Annotated in this window: 24 protein-coding genes; 5 read left to right on the top strand and 19 right to left on the bottom strand. The window is 49.7% G+C overall.

The features are described 5' to 3' along the window. The 6 genes from WC490_04715 to WC490_04740 all read right to left on the bottom strand — a co-directional run. Positions 1-476: glycoside hydrolase (locus tag WC490_04715; protein ID MFA5097911.1), on the bottom strand; the 476-nt coding region annotated here is incomplete at its 3' end. A 26-nt stretch (positions 477-502) separates the two neighbouring features. Continuing rightward, positions 503-2,968 (bottom strand): DNA mismatch repair protein MutS, encoded by a 2,466-nt coding sequence (mutS, locus tag WC490_04720; GenBank protein MFA5097912.1) that lies wholly within the window; start codon positions 2,966-2,968, stop codon positions 503-505. Positions 2,969-2,977: 9 nt separating this feature from the next. After that, positions 2,978-5,017, bottom strand: a complete 2,040-nt coding sequence (gene pheT / locus WC490_04725; protein MFA5097913.1) for a phenylalanine--tRNA ligase subunit beta — start codon at positions 5,015-5,017, stop codon at positions 2,978-2,980. Position 5,018: 1 nt separating this feature from the next. Further along, positions 5,019-6,029 (bottom strand): phenylalanine--tRNA ligase subunit alpha, encoded by a 1,011-nt coding sequence (gene pheS, locus WC490_04730; protein ID MFA5097914.1) that lies wholly within the window; start codon positions 6,027-6,029, stop codon positions 5,019-5,021. After that, positions 6,014-6,811 (bottom strand): RNA methyltransferase, encoded by a 798-nt coding sequence (locus WC490_04735; GenBank protein MFA5097915.1) that lies wholly within the window; start codon positions 6,809-6,811, stop codon positions 6,014-6,016. The genes pheS and WC490_04735 overlap by 16 nt, the downstream gene beginning before the upstream one ends. A 48-nt stretch (positions 6,812-6,859) precedes the next feature. Continuing rightward, on the bottom strand, positions 6,860-8,683 hold the full coding sequence (locus WC490_04740; GenBank protein ID MFA5097916.1) for a HEAT repeat domain-containing protein: 1,824 nt from the start codon (positions 8,681-8,683) through the stop codon (positions 6,860-6,862). 125 nt (positions 8,684-8,808) lie between these two features. Between WC490_04740 and WC490_04745 the strand changes: the two genes are divergently transcribed. Then, on the top strand, positions 8,809-10,452 hold the full coding sequence (locus tag WC490_04745) for a diphosphate--fructose-6-phosphate 1-phosphotransferase (GenBank protein MFA5097917.1): 1,644 nt from the start codon (positions 8,809-8,811) through the stop codon (positions 10,450-10,452). On the opposite strand, the gene ligA is transcribed toward WC490_04745, so the two are convergent. The 8 genes from ligA to groES all read right to left on the bottom strand — a co-directional run bounded on the left by ligA (position 10,442) and on the right by groES (position 19,730). Continuing rightward, a complete protein-coding gene (gene ligA / locus WC490_04750; GenBank protein ID MFA5097918.1) occupies positions 10,442-12,445 on the bottom strand; it encodes an NAD-dependent DNA ligase LigA in 2,004 nt (667 codons plus the stop codon). The genes WC490_04745 and ligA overlap by 11 nt on opposite strands. Beyond that, positions 12,432-13,127 carry a tRNA pseudouridine(55) synthase TruB gene (gene truB, locus WC490_04755; protein MFA5097919.1) on the bottom strand — a complete coding sequence of 232 codons (696 nt, stop codon included), beginning with the start codon at positions 13,125-13,127 and terminating at the stop codon, positions 12,432-12,434. Before truB ends, ligA begins: the two co-directional genes overlap by 14 nt. Beyond that, positions 13,106-14,068, bottom strand: a complete 963-nt coding sequence (locus WC490_04760; protein ID MFA5097920.1) for a bifunctional oligoribonuclease/PAP phosphatase NrnA — start codon at positions 14,066-14,068, stop codon at positions 13,106-13,108. The genes truB and WC490_04760 overlap by 22 nt, the downstream gene beginning before the upstream one ends. Continuing rightward, the gene (gene rbfA / locus WC490_04765) at positions 14,065-14,397 is read right to left on the bottom strand and encodes a 30S ribosome-binding factor RbfA (GenBank protein ID MFA5097921.1); all 333 of its coding nucleotides are present in this window, start codon (positions 14,395-14,397) and stop codon (positions 14,065-14,067) included. Before rbfA ends, WC490_04760 begins: the two co-directional genes overlap by 4 nt. Next, entirely contained in the window at positions 14,381-16,456 is a 2,076-nt protein-coding gene (gene infB / locus WC490_04770) for a translation initiation factor IF-2 (protein ID MFA5097922.1), read from the bottom strand. Before infB ends, rbfA begins: the two co-directional genes overlap by 17 nt. Continuing rightward, on the bottom strand, positions 16,410-17,609 hold the full coding sequence (gene nusA, locus WC490_04775; GenBank protein ID MFA5097923.1) for a transcription termination factor NusA: 1,200 nt from the start codon (positions 17,607-17,609) through the stop codon (positions 16,410-16,412). The genes infB and nusA overlap by 47 nt, the downstream gene beginning before the upstream one ends. A gap of 159 nt (positions 17,610-17,768) precedes the next feature. Continuing rightward, positions 17,769-19,418 (bottom strand): chaperonin GroEL, encoded by a 1,650-nt coding sequence (gene groL, locus WC490_04780; GenBank protein ID MFA5097924.1) that lies wholly within the window; start codon positions 19,416-19,418, stop codon positions 17,769-17,771. Between the two features lie 18 nt (positions 19,419-19,436). Next, a complete protein-coding gene (gene groES / locus WC490_04785) occupies positions 19,437-19,730 on the bottom strand; it encodes a co-chaperone GroES (protein MFA5097925.1) in 294 nt (97 codons plus the stop codon). Between the two features lie 398 nt (positions 19,731-20,128). Here groES and WC490_04790 point away from each other — a divergent pair, with 398 nt between their 5' ends. From WC490_04790 to WC490_04805, 4 genes are read left to right on the top strand one after another with little or no spacing between them, the layout of a single operon-like run. After that, positions 20,129-21,007, top strand: coding sequence for an ROK family protein (locus WC490_04790; GenBank protein ID MFA5097926.1), 879 nt, complete (start codon positions 20,129-20,131; stop codon positions 21,005-21,007). Continuing rightward, positions 20,998-21,645, top strand: coding sequence for an imidazole glycerol phosphate synthase subunit HisH (gene hisH, locus WC490_04795; GenBank protein MFA5097927.1), 648 nt, complete (start codon positions 20,998-21,000; stop codon positions 21,643-21,645). The genes WC490_04790 and hisH overlap by 10 nt, the downstream gene beginning before the upstream one ends. Further along, entirely contained in the window at positions 21,624-22,331 is a 708-nt protein-coding gene (gene hisA / locus WC490_04800; protein ID MFA5097928.1) for a 1-(5-phosphoribosyl)-5-[(5-phosphoribosylamino)methylideneamino]imidazole-4-carboxamide isomerase, read from the top strand. The genes hisH and hisA overlap by 22 nt, the downstream gene beginning before the upstream one ends. Then, positions 22,324-23,388, top strand: coding sequence for an aminoglycoside phosphotransferase family protein (locus tag WC490_04805; GenBank protein MFA5097929.1), 1,065 nt, complete (start codon positions 22,324-22,326; stop codon positions 23,386-23,388). The genes hisA and WC490_04805 overlap by 8 nt, the downstream gene beginning before the upstream one ends. On the opposite strand, the gene WC490_04810 is transcribed toward WC490_04805, so the two are convergent. Genes WC490_04810 through WC490_04830 form a run of 5 tightly spaced genes read right to left on the bottom strand, consistent with a single transcriptional unit; the run spans position 23,377 to position 26,625 of the window. Further along, positions 23,377-23,760: a hypothetical protein gene (locus tag WC490_04810; protein ID MFA5097930.1), complete on the bottom strand. Its 384-nt coding sequence runs from the start codon at positions 23,758-23,760 to the stop codon at positions 23,377-23,379. The two genes, WC490_04805 and WC490_04810, sit on opposite strands and share 12 nt — an antisense overlap. Then, entirely contained in the window at positions 23,757-24,344 is a 588-nt protein-coding gene (locus WC490_04815) for a GNAT family protein (protein ID MFA5097931.1), read from the bottom strand. Before WC490_04815 ends, WC490_04810 begins: the two co-directional genes overlap by 4 nt. Continuing rightward, positions 24,341-24,847, bottom strand: a complete 507-nt coding sequence (locus tag WC490_04820) for a GNAT family protein (GenBank protein ID MFA5097932.1) — start codon at positions 24,845-24,847, stop codon at positions 24,341-24,343. The genes WC490_04815 and WC490_04820 overlap by 4 nt, the downstream gene beginning before the upstream one ends. Positions 24,848-24,883: 36 nt before the next feature. Then, positions 24,884-25,345, bottom strand: coding sequence for a hypothetical protein (locus tag WC490_04825; protein ID MFA5097933.1), 462 nt, complete (start codon positions 25,343-25,345; stop codon positions 24,884-24,886). 11 nt (positions 25,346-25,356) lie between these two features. Then, the gene (locus WC490_04830; protein ID MFA5097934.1) at positions 25,357-26,625 is read right to left on the bottom strand and encodes a hypothetical protein; all 1,269 of its coding nucleotides are present in this window, start codon (positions 26,623-26,625) and stop codon (positions 25,357-25,359) included. Positions 26,626-26,630 lie beyond the last annotated feature (5 nt).

The following is a 26,630-nucleotide window of genomic DNA, read 5'->3' on the forward strand; positions in this document are numbered from 1 at the left end:
ATCTGCCCGAACCAGGCAAGGTTGAACCAGATCTGAAGGTCAAAAAATTCCCTGTTGGAGAACCTTTTAGACACTTCCGCAATTTCTTCTATCGTCACGAACCTGCCCCTTTTAAGCAGCAGATCGGCATACCTGGGATAGGGCTTTACCATGGTGTCCCAGTTGGCCATGAAAAAATTCTTAAGGATAAAGACCTTCTCGTCCGGGTTAAGGTCCTGAGGCTGCCTGATAGACAGTTCAAGGTATTTGTCCCTGGCATTTCCTGCCGTATAGTCCTCTATCTGCGCCAGCAGCGAAGGGACGACATTGTAAGTGGACCTTATCTGCGGAAAGTCGTCAAGATAGGCGGCCATGTCAAAGTAGTCTTTTATCGCGTGGAGCCTTACCCACGGCAGCATGTACTCGCCCGTTACAAGGTCCTTATAGAACGGCTGGTGCATGTGCCAGACAAAGGCAACGGAAAGCTTGTTCCTCATAATTATAAAGGGATTATATCATTCCTTTACAATTTTCCAAAATCGTTCTCCACCATTTCAAGGGTCTTATACACTTCTTTTGCCCTAAAGATGACTTCGGAGGGAAGCCCTGCCAGTTTTGCCACCTGAATACCGTAGCTTTTGTCCGCCGGGCCGTCAACTATCCTGTGCAGAAAAATGATGCCGTCCCCGTCCTCTTTTACGGAGATGTTCATGTTCTTGATGCCCCTGTGTTTATCCGCAAGCGAAGTAAGTTCGTGGTAGTGGGTGGCAAAAAAGGTCTTTGCCCCTATTTTTTCGTGAATGTGCTCTGCCACGGCGCATGCTATCGACATCCCGTCGAATGTCGCTGTTCCTCTGCCTATTTCGTCCAGGATCACAAGACTGTCTTTTGTGGCGTTGTTTAAGATATTAGCGGTTTCCAGCATCTCCACCATGAAAGTGGATTGCCCCATGTAGAGATCGTCCAGGGCCCCTACTCTGGTAAAGATCCTGTCGGTCAAAGGGACAGAGGCGCTCTTTGCCGGGACAAAGCTTCCTATATGGGCAAGAAGCACGATCAGAGCCACCTGCCTCATGTAGGTCGATTTTCCCGCCATGTTGGGCCCTGTCAGCATTATGAAAGAGCCGTTCTCATCCATCACAGTGTCATTGGGAACAAAGAGATGATGGCCTATTGTGTTCTCCACCACGGGATGGCGGCCGGATATTATGTGTAGATGCGGCTCGCGAGCCGCATCTACGTGAATCGCCCCTACAATCACCGGACGTACGTAATTTTCGCCGGCCGCGGTTTCGGCCAGAGACAGCAGCGCGTCTGTCGTTGATATTGTGTCTGCGATGGCCTGAAGTTCCTTTATATGCCGGGCGGTCGCTTCTCTTATCCCGCAAAACAGTTCATATTCCATCTCAACAAGCCTTTCCTGGGCGTTGAGCACCAGGGCTTCTTTTTCTTTGAGTTCCGGTGTTATGAACCGTTCGCAATTAACCAGAGTCTGCTTTCTTATATAGTCCATCGGAACATATTTAAGGTTGGATGATGTGACTTCTATGTAATAGCCGAAGACCTTTGTGAACCCGACCTTTAGCGACTTTATCCCGGTCCTTTGTCTTTCTTTTTCTTCCAGGTCCGAGATCCATTTTTTGCCGCTGAAGCTTGCCTGCCTTATCTCGTCCAATTCAGCGCTAAAGCCGCTCTTGATCAGCCCCCCATCTTTTACCTGAAAAGGAGGATCGTCATTTATGGCGGACCCTATCAGCTCGGCAACTTCCTCAATAGCGTTAACTTCGGCGGTCTTTTTTAGGATGGGAGAAGTGCAGTTCTTCAGCAGTTCTTTAATGTCCGGCAGTTTGAGAAGAGATTCTTTAAGAGCTACGAGGTCCCTCGCATTCGCGCTCTTTCCGGCCGTCCTGCTGGAGAGCCTTTCTATGTCCCTGATGCCGCCCAGAGCCGCAAGCAGTCTTTGGCGCAGCACCGCTTCTTTTGACAACTCTTCCACGGCATCCAACCTTAGGTTTATCTCCTTTTCATCTTTCAGCGGATAAAGCAGCCAGAAGCGGAGCTTTCTTGCACCCATGGGGGTGGCGGTGCGGTCAAGTATGGAAAGCAGGCTGCCTTTGTATGATCTGTCCTTCATGGTCTCGACCAGTTCCAGGTTCTTTCTTGTTGGCGGATCTATGCTCATGAACCGGTCGGTGCTGTAGAGGGACAATCTGGTGATCTGGCCAAGCTCCGTCTTCTGTGTCTGTTCCAGATATTCGATTATCGAAGAAGAGGCGCAGAGCCCCTGTTCCTTTCCGGAAAAACCAAAACCCTCCAGAGAACTGACCCCGAAAAACCTTCGCAGTTTTTCTGACGCCAGCTGCGGGTCTGACAGGTCCTTTAGCGTGTATTTTGTGGCGATGATCTTCCTTGAGGAAAGAAGCGAGGCAAGTCCCGGATCATTTTCAAGGACTCCCGGTGCCAAAAGACACTCTGCAGGAGAGATCCTCTCGATCTCGTCAAAAAGCGTTTTTCTTGCGCTGTTTCCTTTTATGTCGAGGGACTTAAAGAGCCCGGTAGAGGCGTCCGCATAGGAAAGACCGATGCCGTCCTGCCCGAAAGAGACCGCCATTAGAAAATTATTGGTTTTTTCAAGGAGCATCGACTGGTCCGTGATCGTGCCGGGAGTAATGATCCTGGTTATCTGTCTATCTACGATCCCTTTTGCCTGCGACGGATCTTCCATCTGTTCACAGATAGCGACTTTGTATCCTTTTGAGACCAGTTTAGAGATATAGGGTTCAACGCTATGGTAAGGGACCCCGCACATCGGGAAGCGGTTCTCCCCTGTTCCCCTGCCTGTAAGTGTTATTTCCAGTTCGCGCGAAGCAAGTTCGGCGTCCTCTTCGAACATCTCGTAAAAGTCCCCCAGGCGGAACATCAGTATCGCGCCGTCTGTCTGAGATTTTATCTGACGGTACTGCTTCATCATCGGAGTGGGCTCTGGCATGGGGATGAATTACTTTCTTATCTGGACCTTTAATTTTGACTCAAGTGTTTCCATGACCTTGTTGTGCGCAAGGTTCACTTCTTCGTCGGTGAGGGTCCTTTCCTTTGAGCGGTAAAGGACAAAATAGGCAAGGCTCTTTTTGCCTTTGGACTCGAACCTGTCAAAGATCCCCGTAGTTTCCACGAGAGGCCCTCCGGACTGTTTTATTGTTTCGACTATGGTTTTGTGGGTAACGCCTGCGGGCACGAACATGGCCACATCCCGCCTTACCAGCGGATACTTTGGCGGTTGAACATAAACGGCCGTTTTTTTCTCTGTTTCGGGGAACTGCTCCAGGTCAAGTTCGAAAACATACACCGGCCTCGAAAGCCCGAAAGAGGCGCAGATCGCATCATTTACCTGCGACAGGAACCCGATCTTTTTTCCGCGCACAAAGATATCGGCGCTGGTACCGGGCTGGCTGTGAGGATCTGCCGACGGCTCAAATGACGCTCCTTCTATCTGCGCCGAGTCAAAGATGTTCTCTACAGCGCCCTTCAGAAATGAAAGGTCCTGCTCGAGCCTGTCCCCTCCATCAAGACCCTTCCAGACGCTGCCCGTAAGAAGTGCCGAAACCTTGTTGGCCTCTTGAGGGGCTCCCGAAGTCTTCTTAAAGACCCTCCCTATTTCAAATAAAGCAATATCCTGTTCCTGCCTGTTAAAATTAAATTCCGCCGCTTCCAGCAGCCCGGGCAGAAGAGAGGTCCTGAGATGTGTCATCTCTTCTACCAGAGGGTTGTCGATCTTTACCGCGTCCTCTATGGGCATCAGGGCCTTTTTGCAAAGTTTTTCTCCCACCATGCTGAAGGTCTTGGCCTCGTTAAAACCGCAGGAAAGGAGGGCCTGCCTCGCTCCGGACTCGCAGGCGTTCTTTCTGTCGTATAAAACCTCAAGTTCGTTCTTTTTTGAGGCCGCGACTGTCCTGACAGTTTCAGGGACCTTATCATATCCGTATATCCTTGCGGTCTCTTCTATGAGGTCTATCTCTCTTTCTATATCTCCTGCCCGGAATAAAGGCACCGTTACCTCAAGGCTATCGACCCTGTCGGCCACTCCAAAACCCAGCCTCTCAAGTATGAGCACGGCCTCAAGTTTGGGGATCTCTATGCCGAGCACTTTTTTTATCCTGTCCAGCCGCAGGGCAATCTTTTTGGGAGTTCTTGGGCAGGACATTATGTCGATGCTCCCTTTTGCGACCTGACCGCCGGACAGTTCCGCTATCAGGGCTGCCGCCCTGTCCAGATAGGAAGAGACGCCGTCCCAATCGACCCCTTTTTCAAACCTTGCGGAGGATTCGGTCCTCAGTTTGAGCCTTTTTGAAGTCTTATTGACCGCTGTCGGCTCAAAATAGGCGGATTCAAGAAGAATACTCTTTGTGACGGCCGAGACTTCGCTGCTCTTTCCTCCCATCACTCCCGCAACCGCCACGGGCTTTTCGCCGTCGCAGATAAGAAGGTCCTTGTCCGACAGTGTCCGCTGCGCAGCATCAAGCGTGGTAAGTTTTTCTCCGTTCTTTGCCCTGCGTACTATTATTTTTTTGTTGGCAAGGCGGTCAAGGTCAAAGGCATGCATCGGCTGGCCGGTCTCGAGCATTATGTAGTTGGTGGCGTCCACAATGTTGTTTATAGGCCTCATCCCGCTCTCAAGCAGCCTTTTTTGCAGCCAGTCCGGCGAAGGCTTGACATGCAGTCCTGTTATTACCCTTGCCATGTACCTGGGGCACAGGTCCGCGTCCTTTACTTCTACCGAGGCAAAGGAAGAAACTAAATGGGTGCTCTCGGCAAGGTCCGGCAGGTCCAGTTTAAGCGAAGTGTTAAAAACCGCGCACAATTCCCTGGCTATCCCGATGATACTGTGGCAATCCCCCCGGTTTGGAAGGATATCCGCTTCCAGCACCCCGCTGCTGTCCGCGCTGCACTCTATTCCGCAAAGCGAAAGTTTTGCCGCGGCTTCCTGCGCGGTCGCCTTCAGGTCCACAAGGTCTTTAAGCCAGCTATACGGAGCTTTCATTTTAGAACTGCCTCATTACACGCAGGTCGTTCTCAAAAAAGACCCGTATGTCATCTATCCCGTACTTTAGCATTGCGATCCTTTCTATTCCCACTCCAAAGGCAAAACCGCTTATCTGTTCGGGGTCGTATTTAACCGCCAAGAACACATTCGGGTCCACCATCCCGGATCCCAGTATCTCTATCCAGCCGGTATTTTTGCATATCCTGCACCCTGCACCCTCGCACACAAAGCATTCGACATCCACCTCGGCCGAAGGCTCCGTAAAAGGAAAATAGCTTGGGCGCAGCCTTACTTTTCTATTTTTTCCGAACAGCTCCCTGCAGAAAGCGGCAAGCGTCCCTTTAAGGTCAGCAAAAGTTATGTCCCTTCCGGCGGTAAGACCTTCTACCTGATGGAATACCGGAAGATGCGTAAGATCGGCGGCATCCCTTCTAAAAACCTTCCCGGGAAAGATCGCGGCAAAAGGCGGCTTGCTTTTTTCCATGTACCTGATCTGTACCGGAGAAGTGTGAGTTCTCAGCAGCAGGTTGTCCTTAATATAAAGCGTAGACCACATATCCCTTGACGGATGCCCGGCGGGTATATTAAGCGCTTCAAAATTGTAATGCTCGGTCTCTATTTCCGGGCCTTCGGCAACGCTGTAGCCCAGGCCCTTGAAAATAGCTATGACCTCTTCCATGGTCGTGGTCAAAATATTCTGTCTGCCTTTGGGGACCCTTTTGCCGGGAAGCGTATGGTCGAGGGCGGCTGCGGGAAGCAGGCCCCCTTTTGACAAAGATGTTTCTTTTTCTCCGACGGCTTCTTCAAGTTCCTGTTTAAGCTTGTTGAGCTCGGCGCCGGTCCCCTTTTTTTCTTCAGGCTTAAGGCCGGGGAGGTCCTTGAGGAGCGCGGCAAGTAAGCCTTTTCTGCCAAGATAAATGTTCTTTACTGCGGTTAATGCGGATAGATCAGCCGCGGAGCCTATCTGGTCCAGAGCCTCGGCCCTCAGTTTGCTTATTTTTTGATGCATCTTTGTCTTACCGCCTCATACAACAAGATCGAACAAGAAACTGCCGCGTTAAGCGATTCCGCTTTTCCTATGATAGGTATGGCCGCGGTCACATCGCAAAGGGCTTTTATTTCCTTTGAAATGCCGGAAGCCTCATTACCAATTATGATAGCAGATGGCAGGTTAAAATCAACTTTTGTGTAAAGCGTTTTGGCCTTTGCATCGGCCGCTATCAACCTTATGCTTTTTTGCTCTTTCAGCGTTCTCAGGAAAGGCGCAAGGCCGCAGCCGTTGACCACGGGGAGATGAAAAAGGGAGCCCCCGGTCGATCTTACGGTTTTAGGGTTGTAGATATCCGCGCTGCCTTCAGAAAATATGACGGCATCGGCTCCCGCGGCATCGGCAGACCTTATCATAGTTCCGGCATTTCCAGGGTCTCTTATATTGTCACCGATGATAATGAGAGGGACCTTTCCAAGAACAAGGTCTTCTGTTCTGATCTGTGGCTTTTCAACGACCGCCATTATACCTCCCGGGCTTCCCAGACCGGTTATTTTATTGAATATTCTTTCGTCAATATGGATTAGCTCAGCGCCGCTGTTGTGAAGTCCTTTAATGAGCGATTTATCGGTAAATAGAAGATATTTGATGGGCAGACCGCCCTTTACCGCCTCGTCAAGATTAAACCGACCTTCAACAAAGAACAATCCCTCTTTATCCCTGTTCTTCTTATCGTTCAGACCGGAGATCATCTTTATGACGGAGTTGTCCGTGCTCGTGACCGTCCTAGAGGTATAACTCATATATACGAATTATACCCCACAAACTGCCTGCCGGGATCGAACAAATCTTCAGAATTTGTCTTCAATGAACATTATTACGCTTTGCAGCATTTTGTACATTTCGTAACCGTCCCTATTGTTATATTCTTTAAGCATTTTTCTTAATGCCGGCAATGCGGATTTTGCTTCGGGTCCAAGTTCTCCAAGAACCATGGCGCAATACAGGCTTACGGGACCGTATCCGAAAGTATAATTGCCATATTGATGCCAACTGTTTGTCCGGTTATCGTTTGAGAGCTGAGAAACCATCAATGAGATCATAGTGCTGACATTGCCTTTCAACATCTCTTTGCTCTGATAATAAACATTTTTAAGCGCTGAAAGACTTCTGCATATCAGACCCGGGTTTACATCCTTGCTTTTGATACAATCTATCAAATAAGCGACATAGTTATCTGTCCTTGCCTGCTTCCCGACAGACTCTATCGCATCAATCACGGTTATTCTTAGATCGTTTGAGACATTCCGATCTCTAAGATCAAAGTTAATGAGAAAACTCAAATATTCAGATGACTGGCATTTCAAATATGTCAAAGCCTGAATAGAAAGCAATACAACTTCCGCATCATCACTTTTCAGCCTGGCTATCAGGTCGGGAACCGTATCCGCGACATTATTTATATTAAGGATTTTCAACGCTGCGCTAACCCCATCCTGGAGTGTCATTCCCCAGTCATGCTTCTGCGAGGTGTGTCCCGATGCCAGAACAAGGATAGGAAGGACCCTGGGATCGTTTTTTAGCTTGGCCAGTGCCTCTGCGGCATCTCCCGGCGCTTGCCAATATTCACCACCCATCATCCTGCGGAGAACATTCACAGAATATCTGTCTTTGAGATCTGCGATCATGTCCATTCCGCGTATAAGATTATATGTTTCCCCCTCGCTTGGTCCAGGAACTCTTCCTTTTGACAGATCTGATATCCCTTTTCTTGTCTTAAGGATCTGAGTAAATTCTTCCTGCCCCAGTGACACCAGGGCTTCAAGAACGGCGATCTCATAATCAAGACTGCTGTCCCTGTTCTGCCTGCTCCTTAAAGCGGCTATGATCTCTGGAGCTTTTTCCTTTGAGACTGAGCCGATATTTGCCAGAGCGGCTACGCACGCAGTTCTGCACAGGCAGTTCTCCTCAAATAATTGCCTGATGACCGAATAACACTCCTCTGAGTTCGGCGCTATTCTGCTCTGAGCTAAAACCGCGCTGCCGCGGATGCCATAATCATCCGTATCAGGGTCTTTGATGAGTTTGAGCAATATCGGGACTACAGGTAGAGAAGACTCTCCACCTATGAGCCCCAGAGCTTCAATCGGCCTCATGATCTCTTCCCCCTCAACGCGCTGAACTTTGCTTCTGGCGATCAGCTCCTCCAGCTTGAATATGATGCGCGGCGCGGCGCTTTGGGCTTGTGCGCCCATTTTGCCCAAAATAGATATGGCGGCACCTGACATATAGTTGCTTACGCTTCCGATTTTTTCAATAAGCGCGGGAATAGCTTCTGCAGGTGTGTTGCCGATGAAATTGATCAGGCGCATACATTCAGACCTGATGTTAATGTTCTCATGTTTTAGTCCTTTAACCAGGAAAGGAACAGCTGCTTGCCCCATTCTAATCAGCTCACTGTTGGCAGAGCGTATTACTTCCGGATCTTTGTCGGTAAGTTGTTCGATAAGTTTCATTATCATAGTTTCATCGATGGCTGGACTATCAGCAGTTCTCTGCGCTATAAGCAGAGGCCTGTCAGAATCAAATGCCTCCTTCGGCTTTCGGATGGGGGTTCCTGATACCGGCTCGAGCCTCGCGCTTCTTATAAGCACTCCGTTTGTTTCTATTACCATGTATATTCTCCTTTCGTGTTCTGTACCGTTTCTATCGACGGGATTTATGCTGAATTTCACTTTTTCCTGCCCGCGATTTCGTTGTATAATAAAAAAACAGAATAAACCGCAGAAGGAGAAAGAAGTTGGGAACAGGAAAAAAGCCGGGGTCTTTGATCGAAGCAGAGCTCAAGAACTTTAAAGTGCGCAGGCCGGATGTGCTTAGCAGCCTGCAGCAGGTGGAACTCTTAGAAGAAAAAACGGTCCTCAAACTGCATCCGAAGGCAAAAAGCGATCTTAAGGAGATAGCCGACAACGGACTTCTCTCCTATAAAAAGAACGGGGCTGCAAAAAAGTATCCTCCTTTCAAGGTCGGGATACTCTTTTCCGGAGGGCCCGCATCCGGAGGCCACAATATTATTGCCGGACTGTACGATGCTCTTAAGGAACTTAACGGCGAAAGCCAGGTCATCGGCATCATGAACGGGGCCGACGGGCTTATCAAGGCCGATGCAAAGGTCCTGACAGTGCAGGACATAGACAGCATCAGGAATCAGGGCGGCTTTTATCTTCTGGGAACCTCCAGGACCAAGGTTGAGAAAAAAGAAAGCTTTGATGCGTGCCTGTCCACGATAAAGAAGTTGGAGCTTGACGGCCTTTTGGTGGCCGGGGGTGACGATTCCAATACAAACGCCGCCCATCTGGCAGCCAGGGTCAAGAAAGAAGGGCTTAACTGCTCTGTGATAGGGATCCCAAAAACTATAGACGGGGACCTTGCCTACCCTCCGTATCTTGAGACCTCTTTCGGCTTTTATACGGCAGCCAGGACCTACAGCGAAATGGTGGGCAATATCTGCCGGGACCTTCCCTCCAGCAGAAAGATCTGGCATTTCGTAAAGTTGATGGGCAGATCGGCCAGCTGGATAACCCTTGAGACCGCCTTCCAGACCCAGCCTAACATCGCTCTGATAGGCGAAGAAATAAAAGAAAAGGGGCTTACTATCTCGGAGATCATTGACGAGATCTGTGAAGTGGTCTTAAAAAGACACAAAGCCGGGAAAAAATACGGGATAGTTCTGATACCCGAAGGGATCGTCGAATTCATACCGGAGATAAAGGGCCTTATCAAGAAAGTGAACGCGGCCATAGTAAAGATAGGCAACGACGAGTTCATGAAGATGTGCCTCCAGGCAAGGAGAGAAGTTATCCTGGTGGAACTGGACGAGTCCACACAGAGGCTTTTTGCCTCGCTCCCGCAGGAAGTGCAGAACGGCCTCTTGTGCGGGCTGGACCCTCACGGCAATGTGCAGGTGTCTCAGATCGCCTCGGAGGTGCTTATAATGGACCTGGTTTGCCAGAAGTTGGAAAAACAGGGCATAAAGCTTACCACTCAGACGCATTTTTACGGCTATGACGGCAGATGCGGCTATCCCACCGTGTTTGACGCCACCTACACCTATAACCTTGGCCGCGCGGCCTCTCTGCTGGTTGCATCCAAAAAGAGCGGCTATCTTGTCAGCCTAAATAACCTTTCGGCCGATGTCTCGGAATGGAAAGCTCTGGCACTTCCGCTTGCCGGCATGATGTCCGTAGAAGAAAGAAAGGGAAAGGAAAGCCTTGTCATTTCCAAGTACCTGGTTGACCTTAGATCGAAAGCCTTTTTGGAGTTCAGTTCTCTCAGGGAAAAGTGGGCTCTTGAGGACTCTTATCTGTGCCCCGGACCCATCCAGTACTGGGGGCCAAAAGAGCTGGTGGAGGCCAAGTCCGTCACCATGCAGCTTAACTGCTGACCAGCTGCTCGAACTCTGATCCCGTAAGGATATTCACGCCGAGCTTTACGGCCCTGTCGTATTTTGACCCGGGATCATCTCCGGCAACAACATAATCCGTCTTTTTGCTGACCGAAGATGAAGTTTTTCCTCCATGAAGCTTCACAAGCTCTTCGGCATTCTCCCTTGACATCTGCTGCAGCGCCCCCGTAAATACGAAAGTCTTTCCCGCCAACTTTCTGTCCTTTTTCTGCTTATGAGAAGACTTCGGGTCCAGCCCCGCCTTCTTCAGTTTCATGATCAGGTGATGATTATTCTTATCCTTGAAAAACATTACGATGGACCTTGCGATCTTAGGGCCTATGCCGCTTATCCCGGTAAAAGAATCATCACCCGCCTGCCGAAGCGAAGCAATGTCATCGAAATTTTCGGCAAGCAGTTCGGCGGCTTTGCGCCCGACATTTGGCAGCCCCAGACCGTAGATCAGTCTTGAAAGGTCTTTTGATCTGCTAGATTCTATGGCGGTAATGATGTTCTCCGCCGATTTATCCGCTTTTCTTTCGAGCCTCAGCAGATCACTCTTTTTGAGATAGTAAAGATCCGCGACATCACTGACAAGAGCTCTGTCAACAAGCTCACCCGCCAGAACATCGCCTATTCCCTCTATGTCCATCGCCTGCCTGGAGGCAAAGTGCTTGATAGATTCCTTAAGTTTGGCGGGGCAGCTGCTATTGATGCATTTTAGAGCGGCTTCGTCCTCGTTCCTGAAAACATCACCTCCGCAGACCGGGCATTTATCCGGCATATGGAAGATCTTTTCTTTTCCGTTGCGTTTATCCTTCAGAACCCTGACGACTTGAGGGATCACATCTCCCGCCCGCTGGATGATGACATGATCCTTAATCCTTATGTCTTTCCTCTTTATTTCGTCTTCATTGTGCAGGGTGGAATTGCTGACGGTAACCCCTCCGACTTTAACCGGACTAAGATGCGCCACCGGGGTCAGTGTCCCTGTCCTTCCGACCTGGACCTTTATGTCTTCTACAACAGTTTCTTTCTGCTGCGGCGGGAACTTATAAGCAATGGCCCATCTGGGGCTTTTCATCGTTGAGCCGAGCCTCTTCTGCCGGCTAAAATCGTTCACTTTGACAACGATCCCGTCTATCTCATAATTCAGGTTCTCTCTTTTCTTCTCAAACTCGGCGCAGAACTCAATTGTTTTATCTATACCCTTTACCGCTTTTGTGTATGGATTTATCTTTATCCCCGCCTTTTTCAAATATTCCAGTGCCTCCATTTGAGTCATTGGAAATTTGACATTGGAAATTGGAAATTCTGCTCCGTACGCAAAAAAGTCAAGCGGCCGCTTTGCGGTTTCCGATGCGTCAAGCTGCCTTAGAGAGCCTGCGGCGGCGTTCCTTGGATTTGCAAAAACTGCCAGTCCTGCTTTTTCCCTTTCCTCGTTCAGCGCATAAAAATCCTTCAAAGGCAGGAACACTTCGCCCCTGATCTCTATATCAATTGGAAGTTCCAGTGTGTGGGGAATGCTTTTTATCGTCTTGATGTTCTCGGTTATATTCTCTCCGGTCTTTCCGTCGCCTCTTGTGGATGCGATGGCCAGATCTCCTTTTTCATAGATAAGGCTTACGGCAAGACCGTCCATTTTTAGCTCAACATCATATTCAACTTCCGGGGCAGAACCCAGACCTTTTTTGACCCTTGCATCAAACTCCCGCAATTCGTCAAAATTAAGGGCGTTATCAAGGCTTAGGAGCGGCTTTTTGTGGGCGACCGTGCTGAACTTTTGAGAAGGAGAAGCGCCGACTTTTTGCGTGGGAGAATCTTCCGTCACTAGGTCAGGGTGCTGGCGTTCAAGCTCTATCAGTTCCCTGATCAAAAGATCATACTCTCTGTCGCTGATACGGGGGTTGTCCAGTTCGTAGTAGAGGCGGTTATGCTCTTCTATCTGCCTGCGCAGCTCTTTTATTCTTTTCTTTGCTTCAGGCTTTTGCATGTTTTAAGAAAGCCTCCGAAAGCCTTCCTTTTTCGGCAAGCAGGGTCAGTTCCTCTCTTGTAAGGCAGGACGAGATATCCACTCCTCCGACCTTTGTGCGCCTGAGCTCGGATTCGTGAGCAAAGCAGCCCAGTTTTTTGCCGATATCCTCGCACAGGGTCCTTATGTAAGTCCCCTTTGAGCAGGACACCCTGATCCTTGCCTGCGGAAACTCTCCGTCCTCAAAAGAAAGCAGTTCCAGGCTATGGACAACTATTTTTCTAGGCTCCCTTTCTACAGTTATCCCTCTGCGCGCAAGTTCATAAAGATGCTCTCCCTTGTGCCTAACTGCCGATACCATGGGAGGGACCTGTTGGAGAGACCCCACAAAGGAGGACAGCGCCTGCCTGAGTTCGCCCTCATTGATCTTTACGGGTTCTTTTCCCGTGATGTTGCCCATTGGATCGCCGGAGTCCGTAGAGATGCCAAAAGTGATCTGAGCCTCGTACTCCTTGTCGCAGGCCATCAGCCTGGAAACAAGCGAGCAGCTCTTTCCCACGCAGATGAGCAGCACCCCCGTTGCCCAGGGGTCCAGAGTTCCGGCATGCCCCACCCTCCTGACACCCGTAAGGCGCCTTATGAATTCAACCGCTTTAAACGAGGTGATGCCCTTTGGTTTATCTAGCGCAATGATGCCGTCCATATGGCTTCTGTTGTTCCTATCGCTTTTTTCTTTGCTTCATCAAGGGGCCCGTCCAGCACGGCTCCGGAGGCCCTTTTGTGGCCTCCGCCGCCAAGAGCTTTTGCTATCTGCTGTATATCAAAGGTCTTTGACCTGAAGTTGATCTTGACCCTGCCGTCCTGCGTCTGTCTCAAAAAGACGGCGATCTCCACATCCCTGATAGATCTCAAGTAATCCACTATGCCCTGCATCTCCTGCGAAACCACCCCGAAGGAGGCTATCTCCCTATCCGAAAGATAGGAGACCGCGATCTTTCCGCCGCAATAGCGCTCTATCCTGTTAAGAGATGCGGCAAGCGCTCTGAGTTCGCCTTCCGAGCGGCTGTCATACAGGCTGGTGGCTATTGCGCTGACATCTATGCCGCATTTTACAAGCTCCGCCGCTATGGCGAACACCCTCTCAGAAGTGTTGCTGAACCTGAAAGAGCCGGTGTCCGTGATCATTGCAACATAAACAGCCTGCGCTATCTGCTCATCAACTTCAACCCCCAGCTCCTTAATAAGGTCATAGACTATTTCGCCCGTTGAAGATATATTCCTGACCAGATTAAGGTCTCCAAAGAGAGTGTTGTCCTCATGATGGTCTATATTGATCAGCGTTCCTCCAAGGTCTTTTATCTTATGTCCGGCTTCTATCCTCTTAAGGTCCGCGCAGTCAAGGGCTATCACCGCGCCGAACCTTTTGCCGGTCTTTTCGGGGGATCTGAGCGTGTTTTGAGAGTTCTTTATAAAAGAATACATGGCTGGCACCGGGTCAGGTGAGTAAATGGTCGAAGTCTTTCCAAGCTTTTGCAGAGCGAGCGAAAGCGCGCAGGCAGAGCCTATGGTGTCCCCGTCCGGGTCCACATGCATGCAGATCAAAAAGTCGTCAAGCCCTTTTATTGCCTGGACAAGTTCTTTCATTTTGCGCTGTTCATCAGCGACCAAAGGCGGTTGGCCTTTTCGAGCACCGTGTCAAATTCAAAATACACTTCGGGCATCAGCCTTAACTTGAGCCTTGAGCAGAGCTTGATCTTGATAAAATTGCGCGCGCTCATGACCCCCTCTATGGCGCCCTTCTTTTCTTCTTCGCTGCCGAGCACGCTAAAATATACCCTTGCCGTCTTTAAGTCATTCGACACCTTGACCGAAGTGATCGTGATAAAACCTATCCTTGGGTCGTCCACTTCCCTGCGCAGGATGTCGCTGACCTCTATCTTTATCCTTTCCGCCACCCTATCCGATCTTGACATTTTTCTGTTTCCTTCTCATCTCGTACTGTTCTATTATGTCCCCCGGCACGACTTTTTCAAAGCCGTCGATCACGATACCGCACTCGCTGCCGGAGGCAACTTCTTTTACATCGTCCTTAAATCGCTTAAGGGAAGACAGCTTGCCTTCAAAAAGCATTTCCCCTACCCTTATCAGCCTTGCGGGGTTGTTCCTGTTCATGGCGCCGTCGCTGACAAAGCAGCCCGCGATAGTGCCGACCTTGGAGTACTTGAACAGCTGCCTTACCTCGGCATGTCCTGTAATTACCTCTTCGTATTCCGGCTCCAGCATGCCTACCATAGCCAGTTTAACATCGTCTATAACATTGTAGATTATGCTGTAAAGCCTGGCGTCCACGCCTTCCGATTCTGCCAGCTGCTTGGAATCCGCTTCAAAGTCAACATTAAAGCCGATTATGATGGCCTCCGAGGCTTTGGCCAGCATGATGTCGCTTTTTGAGATATTTCCGTTGCTGGAGAGCACTATGTGAGTCTTTATATTCTCTCCGGCCAGGTTTTCGAGTGACTTTACGATCGCTTCCACCGAGCCTTGAACATCCGCCTTGATTATCAGGTTCAGGGTCTTTAACTCGCCTGATTTGATCTTCTGCGAAAAATCCTCGAGTGAGAAAACCCTTGACTGGTGCTTGATTGCTGATTCATTTTCTCTGGCTTTTTCTGCAGCAAGTCTGGCTTCTTTATCGGACTTTGCCGCGTGGAAGGTGTCTCCCGATACAGGTACATCGGAGATGCCGAATATCTTTACCGGCATGGACGGCGGCGCTTTTGAGATCCTTTTCCCCCTGTCGTTTATCAGCGCCCTTACCTTTCCGTAGACCGAGCCGGAATAGAAGGCCTCTCCGACTTTTAGTGTGCCTCTCTGGACCAGAATGGTCGCAACGGGCCCCATGGATTTGTCCAGTGTGGCCTCGATCACCACTCCTCCGGCAAGACAGGACGGATTTGCCTTAAGCTCCAGCATTTCCGCCACCAAAAGTATCATCTCCAGCAGATGGTCTATTCCCGTTCCCTGCTTTGCGGATACCGGAACGGTGACCGTCTGGCCGCCCCAGTCCTCCGGAGCAAGGCCTACCTCGCTTAGCTGCTGTTTAACTCTGTCGATATTGGCGTCCGGTTTGTCTATCTTGTTGATCGCGACGATTATGGAAGAAGATGAGGCTTTGGCATGGTCAATAGCTTCTCTTGTCTGAGGCATGATGCCGTCGTCGGCAGCCACCACTATTATGACTATGTCCGTTATTTCGGCTCCCCTTGCTCTTAGGGCCGTAAAAGCCTCGTGCCCGGGAGTGTCAAGAAAAGTGATGGGCTTTCCTTTTATGTCCACCTGGTAGGCTCCAATGTGCTGGGTTATCCCGCCCGCCTCGGTGTCTATGACGTTAGATTTCCTGATAGCATCAAGCAGCTTAGTCTTGCCGTGGTCAACATGCCCCATGATGGTAACAACCGGGGGCCTTGATTTAAGTTTTGAAGGGTCCTCCTTTGTATCGAGAGGCCCTTTACTCTTCTGTTTTTCTTCTGCTTCCTTAAGTTCATAGCCGAGTTTTCCGGCAATTTCTGCGGCCATGGCAAAGTCTATCTGCTGGTTTATCGTGACCATAGCGCCCTTTAGCATCAGCTGCCTTATGAGTTCCGATACTTTTACCTTGAGCCTTTCTGCCAGGTCCTTTACCGTGATCTGGCCGGACGGGATAACGAGAATGTTCTTATCCTGCGCCTGCGGGGCGGCTTGAGGGGAGGATTCTTCGGTCTTAATCTCTTCTTTTTCCTCAACCTTGACCTGTAAGGGCTCCGTCGCCTTAGACGAAGATCCCGGTTGTTTTTCCTCGGCCTTAAAAAGGTCCCTGATTATCTTTGCAGATTCCTCATCAATAGAGGAAGCCTTGGTCTTGGCGGATATGCCCAGGTCCTTTAAGTTTGATAGCAGTTGTTTTGCGTCAACGCCCAGCTCCCGGGCCAGCGCGTCAACCTTTATCTTAGTCGGCTTCTTTGCCGCTGTTTCCTTCTTCTGAGGTTTTGTCATTGCTGCCTTTCTTGGGAGCCTTGGCAGGAGCCTTCTTCTTTGCCGCCTTCTTTTCCCCCTCTTGAGCCTTGGTCTCTGGCGATGTCTGCGGAGCTTCTTTTGCCCCGTAAGAAGAAAGTTTTTCCCCGGTCTCGCTCTGTATGTCAAGCTTCCATCCGGTCAATTTTGAGGCGAGCCTGACATTCTGCCCCTCTTTGCCTATGGCAAGAGAGAGCTGGCTTTCCGGCACCACCACCACGGCCGACAGCTCCTCCTTGTTCAACTCTATCTTGGAGGGCTTGGCGGGGCTCAGCGCCGCAGTGATATAGGCCTTTGGATCATCTTTCCATTCTATGATATCTATCCTCTCGTTGCCCAGTTCTCTTACAATGTTCTGTATCCTGGCGCCCATATGGCCCACGCAGGTGCCCACAACGCTGACATTGGGGTCGTTGGATTTGATCGCTATCTTGGTCCTTCGGCCTGCCTCGCGAACAACATTCTTTATCTCAAGGGTGGAATCCCCTATTTCCGGGACTTCCAGTTCAAAGAGTTTTTTAACAAGTCCGGGATTTGACCTTGACACCGTTATAACAGGCCCTTTGAGAGTTCTGCCCACCTCAACTATGAAAAGTTTTATCCTGTCCTTGGGCCTGTAATTTTCTGCCTGGGGAACTTCCGAAAAAGGCAGGACCGTTTCTATCCTTCCCAGATTGACAAGGTAACCGTTATATTCCCTCTGCTGGACAACGGCTGTTACGATATCTCCCTGCCGTTTACTATATTCCTCAAAAGAAACATCCTTTTCGGCTTCCCTTATCCTCTGGATGATCACCTGCTTGGCGGTTTGCGCCGCAACCCTGCCAAAATCGTCGGGGGTCACTTCCTGCAGGACTTCGTCGCCTTCTTTGGCAGCCTTGTCTATCTTTTTGGCGTCCTTAAGGGATATCTGCTGTTCCGGATCGGCAACCTCTTCCATCACGGTCTTTTTTGCAAAAACATGGACGGTCCCGTCATCTTCTATGGACACGGACAGGTTGTCGTGAAAGGTGAACTTTTTTTTGCATGCTGAAAGCAGAGCCGCTTCTATGGCCTTTACTATCGCTTCCTTGGGCAGAGATCTTTCGCGCTGGATAACATCCAGCATATTGGCAAAACCTTCTATCTTTCTCATTTTTGCGTTTACCTCTTAAAAAAACAAAAAGTGGGCATTTCCCACTATTTTCGGTCCGGTTTATCTATCTAAATGCTATCACATCACATCATAAATGGCAACACCCAAACAAAAGGGGCCCTTTCGGGCCCCCTGTTGCTTTAACCGTGTCCTTGACCCTTACATCATATCCCCGTAGCCGCCGCCCGGCATTCCTGCAGGCATTGCGGGAGCCTTTTCCTTTTCGGGGATCTCGGCTACCAGCGCCTCGGTCGTCAGCAGCATGGCCGCAATGCTTGCGGCGTTCTGCAGTGCCGACCTGGTCACCTTTAGCGGGTCCACTATCCCGGCCTTGAACATGTCGGTGAACTCATAGGTTTGGGCGTTAAAGCCGATGTTCTCGTTCTTTTCCGCCTTTATCTTTTCAACGATCACGGAGCCTTCCTGTCCGGCATTGTTGACAATCTGTCTTAGAGGCTCTTCAAGAGCCTTCTTTACTATCGAGACGCCGATCTTCTCGTCGCCGGAAGATTTCTTTTCCAGCTCGGAAACGCTTGAGATGGCATGGACCAGGGAACAGCCGCCTCCTGCGATTATGCCTTCTTCGACCGCAGCCCTTGTGGCCGAAAGCGCGTCCTCTATCCTGTGCTTCTTCTCTTTAAGTTCGGTTTCTGTAGGAGCGCCTGCCTTTACTACGGCAACGCCTCCTGAGAGTTTGGCCAGCCTTTCCTGCAGCTTTTCCTTGTCATAGGAGGAATCGCTCATCTCGATCTCTTTCTTGATCTGGCCGATCCTTTCCTTGACAGCGGTTTTTCTGCCCCCGTCCTCGGTGATTATCGTTGTCTTTTCCTTTTCAACGATGACCTTTTTGGCCTTGCCGAACATGGACTCATTTACATTCTCGAGAGTTGCGCCCTTGTCTTCCGAAAGGACCTCTCCTCCTGTAAGTATGGCTATGTCCTCGAGCATGGCTTTTCTTCTGTCTCCAAAGCCGGGAGCCTTTACCGCCACGCAGTTAAGAGTGCCCCTCAGTTTGTTGACGACTATTGTCGCCAGCGCTTCTCCCTCGATCTCATCTGCGAGGATAAGAAGAGGCTTGCTTGCCTGCACCACTTTTTCAAGGGTGGGCAGCAGGTCTTTGATGGCGCTGATCTTTTTGTCCGTAATAAGGATGTAGGCGTCCTCTATCACGCTCTCCATGCGGTCGCGGTCGGTAACCATGTAGGGAGAAGCATATCCTTTGTCAAACTGCATGCCTTCGACCACTTCAAGCGTGGTCTCGATACCTTTGCTCTCCTCAACCGTGATAACACCGTCCTTGCCAACTTTTTCCATGGCATCGGCAATAAGGTTCCCTATTTCGGAATCGTTATTTGCCGAGATCGCGGCGACCTGGGCTATTGCCTCTTTGGTCTCCACCGGCCTGCTGAGCTTTTTCAACTGGCCTACCGCTGTTTCCACCGCTTTCTGAATGCCTCTCTTTATGGCCATGGCGTTGGCGCCCGACACAACATTCTTTAGCCCTGCCAAAAAGATCGCCTGTCCCAGTACTGTTGCAGTTGTTGTTCCGTCGCCTGCTATGTCATTGGTTTTGCTGGCGACTTCCTTTAGGAGCTGCGCCCCCATGTTCTCGAAGGGGTCCTCAAGGTCAATCTCCTTTGCGATGGTCACCCCGTCATTTGTTATGGTCGGGGATCCCCACTTTTTCTCAAGCACCACATTCTTGCCCCTTGGCCCCAGCGTGGCCTTTACCGCATTGGCGACCTTGCTGACGCCCTTTTCCAACGCTCTCCAGGCGTCGTCATTAAAAACTATTTGTTTTGCAGCCATCTTTTTCGCCTCCTTTTCTTAGTTCTTTACAGCCAGGATATCGCGCTCCTGGAGTATGATGAACTCTTCGCCGTCTAATTTGATCTCTGTCCCGCCGTACTTAGCATAGATGACCTTGTCGCCTATCTTAAGCTCCAGCGGCACCTTCTGGCCGTTGTCGAGCACTCTGCCGGAACCCACCGCGATAACCGTGCCTATCTGCGGTTTTTCCTTGGCAGTGTCGGGAAGCACTATCCCGCTCTGGGTTCTTTCTTCCCCCGGCTCCTGCTTTACCACGACCCTGTCCCCCAGCGGCTTTATGTTCTTTGCCATACAAGCCCTCCTTTCATTTTGTATTTCAAGACAAATTATAACAGTGCGTTAGCACTCTGTCAAGTGGAGTGCTAACGTGTTACTGATCGTTCCATCCTACCCGAACCTAAAGGTTCGGCTCCGGTACATAAGACCCGAACATGAATGTTCGGCTTCGGTTTTGCTTTTCCATGGAGCCGACCTGCCCGCCATCCCGCCGAGCCGGGAAGGCTTGGCAGGCGGGCGCTTTAGCGTCGGGTCGCCTGCATCTACCCGAACCTAAAGGTTCGGCTCCGGTTTTGCTTTCCCATGGAGCCGACCTTTTAAGGTCGGGTATCTGCTCATCACCCCTCGCAATGTCTTTCCGGGAATTTCTATGTATTTCTATTGTATTTCCTTTATATGTTATACTTCTAATAATGAAAAAGTATGTTATTGGGGTCGATCTCGGCGGCACAAAGATATCGACAGCGGTTGCTCTCCCTGGCGGGAAAATGCTTTATGAAAAGACGATCCCGACCATGGCCGGCCAGGGACCGAAAAAGGTTATAGCAAGGATAAAAGCCTCGATAATAGAAGCGGCCCAAAAAGCCTCTATAAAGATGAAAGATGTGTCCGCTATAGGGATAGGTGTGCCGGGACCTATAATCCCCAACAAGGGCATTGTAAAGAACCCTCCCAATCTTAAAGGCTGGAAAAGGGTCCCTTTGAGGCACATCCTCTCCGGGGCTTTTTCAAAAAAAGTGTTCCTCGAAAATGACGCCAACTGCGCTGCTCTGGCCGAATTAAAGTTCGGCGCCGGAAAAAAATTCAGGAACTTTGTTTATGTCACCGTCAGCACAGGCATAGGCGGAGGGATAATATTAGACAAAAAATTGTTCTCAGGCTCTACCGGCACCGCGGGAGAAGTGGGGCATATGACGCTGGAACTTGACGGACCGCGCTGCCCGTGCGGAAAAAGGGGCCATTTCGAAGGCCTTGCCTGCGGACCCTCCTTTGAAAAGAGAACAGGCCGCAACCCAAAGCTTACCGGAAAGCTTGCAGGAAAAGGCAACAGGCAGGCTATAAGGGACATAGAAGAACTCGGAAAACTTATAGGCATAGGTTTTTCGAACATTGTTAACATCCTTAACCCGGAAGCCATCATCGTGGGCGGAGGCCTGTCAAATCTGGGGGCTCCTTTTTTTGGCTCGATAAGAAAGACGGTGGCCTCCCAGGCGCTTGCACCCGTCAAAATACTGCCCGCAAAGTTAAAGAAGAACACCGGGGTTCTCGGAGCAATAGCGCTGTGCCTATAGCCGTCATAGATTACGGGTCTGGCAACTTAAGGAGTGTTCAGAAAGCTCTCGAAAGCCTCGGCTTTGAAGCGGTCATCACAGGCGACAGGGCAAAGATAGCCTCTTCCAGCGGTATCATCCTTCCCGGGGTCGGCGCCTTTGACAGCGCGGTCCTTGAGTTAAGGCAGAAAAAACTCGATTCTGTTATTATCGAACAAATAGGCTGTGATAAACCTTTCCTTGGGCTTTGCCTTGGCATGCAGCTCCTGCTGGAGAGCAGCGAAGAAGGAACGCAGAAGGGATTAGGGATCATCAAAGGGACGGTCAAAAAATTCTCTTTTGCAGGCTTGACCCTTGACCCTATGACCCCTATTAAGGTCCCCCAAATGGGATGGAATAACATTAAATTTGCAAAACACTCCTCCCCCATCATGAAAGGCGTTGCGGACGGCGCCATGATGTATTTTGTCCACTCCTATTACTGCGAGCCTGTGGAAAAAGCTGCGGTGCTTGCCACCACCGACTACGGCATTACTTTTGCATCTGCTATTGAAAAAGAGAACCTTTACGCCTTTCAGTTCCATCCGGAAAAAAGTTCTAAAGACGGACTAAAACTGCTTAAGAACTTTGGAGAATTATGCAAAAAGACTTCACGATAATCCCGGCTGTCGACATCCTTGACGGAAAATGCGTCCGGCTCGAAAAGGGGGACTTTTCCAAAGTAACCGTCTATTCTGACGAGCCTGTCAAGATGGCTCAAAAATGGCAGGACAAAGGATACAAATGGCTTCATGTTGTAGACCTTGACGGCGCAAAGACAGGGACACAGAAGAACCTTTTGATAGTAAAGGAGATCGCAAAAAAGATCTCTATCCCCATCGAGGTGAGCGGAGGATTGCGCAGCCTTGACAGGATAAAAGAACTATTTGACTGCGGAGTATCGCGGGTCATACTGGGCACCGTGGCATTTGAGAACCTCAGCCTGATAAAGACCATCTGCGACGCCTACGGCGACAAAGTGGCCATAGGAATAGATGCCAGAAAGGACATAGTCCTCAAAAAAGGCTGGCTTGAAAAGACCTCCCTCAAAGCTATTGACATAGCTAGACGGTTGGTGGATATAGGGGTAAAAAGGTTTGTTTATACGGACATCTCAAGGGACGGGATGATGAGCGGGCCGAATTATTCGGCCATAAAAAAGTTCGCGTCCTCGGTAACGGTGCCGGTGACCGCCTCCGGCGGTGTTACCACGGACCAGGACATAGAAAAACTTGCCAAGATAAAGAATGTGGATTCCTGCATTGTCGGAAGAGCCGTCTACGAAGGGAGGGTAACCCTTGTTTGAGATCTACAAAAGGCCGCAGTATCCGGAACTCATCAAACACATAATGATGAACTGGGCGGCACTGGGCCTTCCCGAAACGGACCTGACCAAGCTCACCTGCAAAATAGCCGCGGCCAGAAAATCGGGTTTTAACTCTCTTATGACCTTTATCATGAGCGCCGGAGGAAAGCCTCTTGTTGTTATCAAATGTCCCAGGTACGGCGAAAGCAAACCAGCCGCGGATTCGCTGAAGACCGAAGCAAAAGTCCTCAAAGCTCTATCAGCTACCTCCTTAAAAGATTCCGCCCCTCCCCTTTACTTGTTTGAGAGCATCAACGGACTTGCTGTCCTTGTCACCGGAGGAGTTGCCGGAGGGCCTTTTAACGAACTGCTTGACAGGGAAAATGACTCCGAAAAGCTGGACAGTCTTCTTTCACTTGGAATAAGACCGGCTTTTGAGCTTGCAGGTATAAAGGACGGCCGGTCTGTTGAGGTTGATGATACTTTTATTGAGGAACACATCAGAAAGCCGCTTGCTGCCGTTTGCGAATACTTTCCACAGCATATTGAGATGATAGAGGGCACCTGCAGTAAAGTTCTTGCTTTGTGCCCCAAAAGCGCTCTGCACCTCAAAGAATGCTTTGTGCACAACGATTTCAACCCGTGGAACCTGCTGGGCTCAGATAAAGACAGCGTCTGCGTCATAGACTGGGAGGATGCTGTTTATGACGGACTGCCGCTGATGGACTTTTTCAACTACTATATCGTGGCCCACAGGATACTGTTCATGGGGGAGACGCCCTATTCAAGGTCAAGGACAGCGGAACAAAAGACGAAAAGGGCGCAGGTCCTTCTTGAGAACTACAAAAAGAACCTGGGACTATACTGCAAGGCCTCAAACATACCTCCGGAACTGGAGGACCTCCTGTTCCTTGTGTTTGCGGCAGAGATCTCAGCGTTCTTTGTTAATGAAAAAAGAAAGTCCATCTCCTACGCGGAATCCTGGGTGAGCATCCTGCTGAACCTAAAGGCCTCGAATTGTTTTGAGAGCTATATCAGGAAAATGTCAGGGCTCTAAAGAGAACACATATACCCCTTGAGGAAAAGACCTCAGAAACCCTTCCGTTTTGAGACCTTCTATCTTTGAAGAAACAAAAAGATACACTTTTTTCATGTTGAGCTGACAAAACGCGTGATCTGCCGCCAGTTTGACGAACTCCGGAGACCTTTCGGATGCAAGCAGCACAAGATGCTTGTTCTTGTAATCTATTGAAGAGAAAGAGAACGCTCCTTTGTTTTTCCCGGAGTGCTCATCATAGACCACATAGAAGAGCGGCCTTTCAAAAAGCGGTTTTGGCCTTGCAAGGGATCCAAATAGGTCCTTTTCATTGCATCCAAGCGCCTTGGAGCAGAAGGCTATGTCCTGCGTTTTAATGTGCCTTATCTTCATTGCACCCCCAGCCCTGCCAGTTTCTTTAGAAGCTGCGCTTTTTGCAGATAATCCTTTCTGAGAATGGAAAAAACATGGGAATCATGATAGGCTCCGGCCCTGAACACATGCTGCCGCAAGGTCCCTTCCTGCTCTATTCCGAAGGGAGCGCACTTTTTATAAAGCCCTAAAGAAGCTTTGTTAAAATCATGGACATTGCCGCAAAGCTTGTTCATGTTAAGTTCTTTGAACACTAGGTCAAGCGTCAGACAAATGACCTCTATGGAAGCCCCCTTTGCCCTGTACCCTTCTTCCGCAATGGCCATATCGTTCATGAGGCTGCCGTTCTTCCAGTCTATAGAATGCAGATTAAGAAAGCCTATCGGGACCCCCGAGCGGGTCTCTATCATATACAGGAGCGCTGTCGGAAAGGAGTTTGCCTGTTGTTTTATGATTGAGCGCAGATAGACGGTCTGCTCGTTCTTTGAGTTGAGGACCGAGCCGTAAAGAAGCCGGCACAGCTCAGGGTCAAGGGTCCAGGGTATCAGGATCTCGATGTCCGCTTCGCAGGCGGGGCGCAGCCCCGCAAGACGGCCTTTTATCATTTTTTATATTCGTCCTTGAGCAGGCCAAGGACCGCTACATCGCAGTAAGAGCCGTTAACATAAAGATGTTGTCTCAGCACTGCTTCCTGGACAAATCCGAGCTTCTCGAAGATATTCAAGGATGCTTTATCAGAGTCTATTATATGCGTATATACCCTGTGCATGTTCTTTTCGTCAAAGAGCTGCTGCAGCATCAACTGCAGGGCCTCAATGATCGGATCATCCAAGGAGCCTTCCTTTTTGTCAAGATACAGCGCGATATTGCGGTCCTGGTCTTTTTCGTTATCGGTCACCATCAGGGCGATCAGAGCTGAACTCTTGTCCCTTACAAGATAACTTTTTGAGGTTGTGCGTTTAAAAAGGTCCTCGGCGGTAAGCGCGGGGTGGGTCAGCGCCAGGCCCAGATAAGGGCTTTGATACGCCCTGTCTTTTCTCCAGTCCTCGATCTCGGGCGCGTCTTTGGACTCAACCGGCACTACAGAACAGAGCTTTCCCTTTAACATTTGGAATAATTATATCACGGAAGGGGCCGGGTGGCCTTAAACTATGAGCTTATTATAGGTGTCGGTATCAGGAGCCTGACTTGCCTTTTGTACCGAAGCCGTGTTCTGAAGGTTTATTCCTGCTTTTCCTAAAACACTTTCCATTGCCGCAGCCACTCCGTTGAGGTCGGCATCCTTGGGAAGGGACCCAAGAGCTTCGACAAGCCGGTTCCTTATGCCTGGATCTGCGGCAGAGGCCTTAAGAGCGGTCTGGAGCCTCGCCATGGTTTCAATAGATGTTTTGCTGGGAGTAAGGTCCATAGAAGGCGTCTCTATCGTCAGAAGCCCATGGTCAAGCATCTTGCCAACAATATTGTTGATCTCTTTAAGCGCTCCTTCGACATCCTTATCCCCCAGGAAGTTGATCAGTTCTTTTGCCCTGCCCCTAATTGCCTCCGCTGCCGCCTCAGGGGTCCCTAAGTCGTCCTTTTTGTTGCCGCTTATCCCGTATATTGTCATATCCTTCTCCTTTAGGCCTGTCTTTGCGCCATCCTGTTCATTGCGTCAACTAATTGTATATCTTTTTTGGCAAAAGAGTCAATCTCCAAGGCAAGCGCCAGCATTGCGGATGAGATGGTATTCTCCTCTTTTTTGATGTCTAAAATTCCGGATTCAACTTTTGCATAGTATTGTTCAAGGGCATTCTTTATCTGCTCAAGTTTTAAATAATACTTTTCGAGCTCTGCTTTTTTCCTTTCCTCAAGTTCCTGTGACTGCTTTTCCAGTTCTTCAACAAGTATCGTATAAGCGTTACGCAGCTTCCCCATTGCGATAAGCAACAGCACAGACGAAGCCAGGCTGTTATCAGCTTTTTCATAAGAGGTTAAGCCAAGGGTGATCCTGCCGGCCTCTAGCTTAGCCAGGTTTTGTTTGGGTGCCTGGTCACAATAGGATAGGAGTTCAGAAAGAAGCTCAGGCTTTATCCCTATTCCTAATTTGATAATTTCTTTTGCAAAGCTCTTTGCGGCTAGCTGCACTTTATTGGACATCTCATTAAAGAGTATTCTATTCTTATCCCTGACATGTGCGCGTGAAGAGCTTTCAAGCCTTGAGTAGCTTAAAAAGAGACTTGCCTGCGCTTCGGCCGTTTCTTCGGCCTTCTGTTTCGGCATATGGCGCAGTGCGCGTTCCGTCAAAGGAGAATAGACCAGGACAGCTTTTCCAAAACCGATATATAGTTCCGCTATGAACTCGTCTGCCGAATGCCCGTTCATGCCGACAAGTTCAATGGTTCGGTTAATGCGGCCTTCAATATTTGACAGAAAACCGCCTATTCTGGTCTCGTCAAGCTGAGGCCAGATGGAATACAGCTCTTCTCCAAAAGTGCTGAACAGATCTTTTATCCATTCTCCATGCTCATGGAGCCTGCCGGTGGCAAATAGGAGCCTATCGATGTGTTCGCGAGTTTCTCTGCCCTCCTGTTTTGCCTTAACCAACTCCTCATAAGCGCTGTCCCATCTTATAAGCATGTGCTTAGTCTTTAAAGAGTGGAGTTTTGCTAACTCGGAAAGGAACTCTGCCGTAAATTGCGTGTCATTAAGCCGTGTCTGCCAGTTTGGATAAAGCTCCATTTTGGCGAGATATAGATCTATTGTTAATTTCGACAGCGCGCGGAATTCCTGGCGGGAGTCAGATCCGCGTTCAAGGCTGAGACGAAGCCTTTCGAAAGACTCGTTCCACGATGTTTTTATTGATTCATAAGAGGAGTTTGAAGCCTGTTTTTTCTGAAGCTCCAGCATTGCTT

Source organism: Candidatus Margulisiibacteriota bacterium, assembly GCA_041650635.1.
Classification (GTDB): Bacteria; Margulisbacteria; WOR-1; order JAKLHX01; family JBAZKV01; genus JBAZKV01.

Excerpts from the sequence above, each read along its gene's own strand:
- mutS (MFA5097912.1), bottom strand. The coding sequence starts at position 2,968 with ATGCCAGAGCCCACTCCGATGATGAAGCAGTACCGTCAGATAAAATCT.
- pheT (MFA5097913.1), bottom strand. The coding sequence starts at position 5,017 with ATGAAAGCTCCGTATAGCTGGCTTAAAGACCTTGTGGACCTGAAGGCG.
- pheS (MFA5097914.1), bottom strand. The coding sequence starts at position 6,029 with ATGCATCAAAAAATAAGCAAACTGAGGGCCGAGGCTCTGGACCAGATA.
- WC490_04735 (MFA5097915.1), bottom strand. The coding sequence starts at position 6,811 with ATGAGTTATACCTCTAGGACGGTCACGAGCACGGACAACTCCGTCATA.
- WC490_04740 (MFA5097916.1), bottom strand. The coding sequence starts at position 8,683 with ATGGTAATAGAAACAAACGGAGTGCTTATAAGAAGCGCGAGGCTCGAG.
- ligA (MFA5097918.1), bottom strand. The coding sequence starts at position 12,445 with ATGCAAAAGCCTGAAGCAAAGAAAAGAATAAAAGAGCTGCGCAGGCAG.
- truB (MFA5097919.1), bottom strand. The coding sequence starts at position 13,127 with ATGGACGGCATCATTGCGCTAGATAAACCAAAGGGCATCACCTCGTTT.
- WC490_04760 (MFA5097920.1), bottom strand. The coding sequence starts at position 14,068 with ATGAAAGAACTTGTCCAGGCAATAAAAGGGCTTGACGACTTTTTGATC.
- rbfA (MFA5097921.1), bottom strand. The coding sequence starts at position 14,397 with ATGTCAAGATCGGATAGGGTGGCGGAAAGGATAAAGATAGAGGTCAGC.
- infB (MFA5097922.1), bottom strand. The coding sequence starts at position 16,456 with ATGACAAAACCTCAGAAGAAGGAAACAGCGGCAAAGAAGCCGACTAAG.
- nusA (MFA5097923.1), bottom strand. The coding sequence starts at position 17,609 with ATGAGAAAGATAGAAGGTTTTGCCAATATGCTGGATGTTATCCAGCGC.
- groL (MFA5097924.1), bottom strand. The coding sequence starts at position 19,418 with ATGGCTGCAAAACAAATAGTTTTTAATGACGACGCCTGGAGAGCGTTG.
- groES (MFA5097925.1), bottom strand. The coding sequence starts at position 19,730 with ATGGCAAAGAACATAAAGCCGCTGGGGGACAGGGTCGTGGTAAAGCAG.
- WC490_04790 (MFA5097926.1), top strand. The coding sequence starts at position 20,129 with ATGAAAAAGTATGTTATTGGGGTCGATCTCGGCGGCACAAAGATATCG.
- hisA (MFA5097928.1), top strand. The coding sequence starts at position 21,624 with ATGCAAAAAGACTTCACGATAATCCCGGCTGTCGACATCCTTGACGGA.
- WC490_04810 (MFA5097930.1), bottom strand. The coding sequence starts at position 23,760 with ATGAAGATAAGGCACATTAAAACGCAGGACATAGCCTTCTGCTCCAAG.
- WC490_04815 (MFA5097931.1), bottom strand. The coding sequence starts at position 24,344 with ATGATAAAAGGCCGTCTTGCGGGGCTGCGCCCCGCCTGCGAAGCGGAC.
- WC490_04820 (MFA5097932.1), bottom strand. The coding sequence starts at position 24,847 with ATGTTAAAGGGAAAGCTCTGTTCTGTAGTGCCGGTTGAGTCCAAAGAC.
- WC490_04825 (MFA5097933.1), bottom strand. The coding sequence starts at position 25,345 with ATGACAATATACGGGATAAGCGGCAACAAAAAGGACGACTTAGGGACC.
- WC490_04830 (MFA5097934.1), bottom strand. The coding sequence starts at position 26,625 with ATGCTGGAGCTTCAGAAAAAACAGGCTTCAAACTCCTCTTATGAATCA.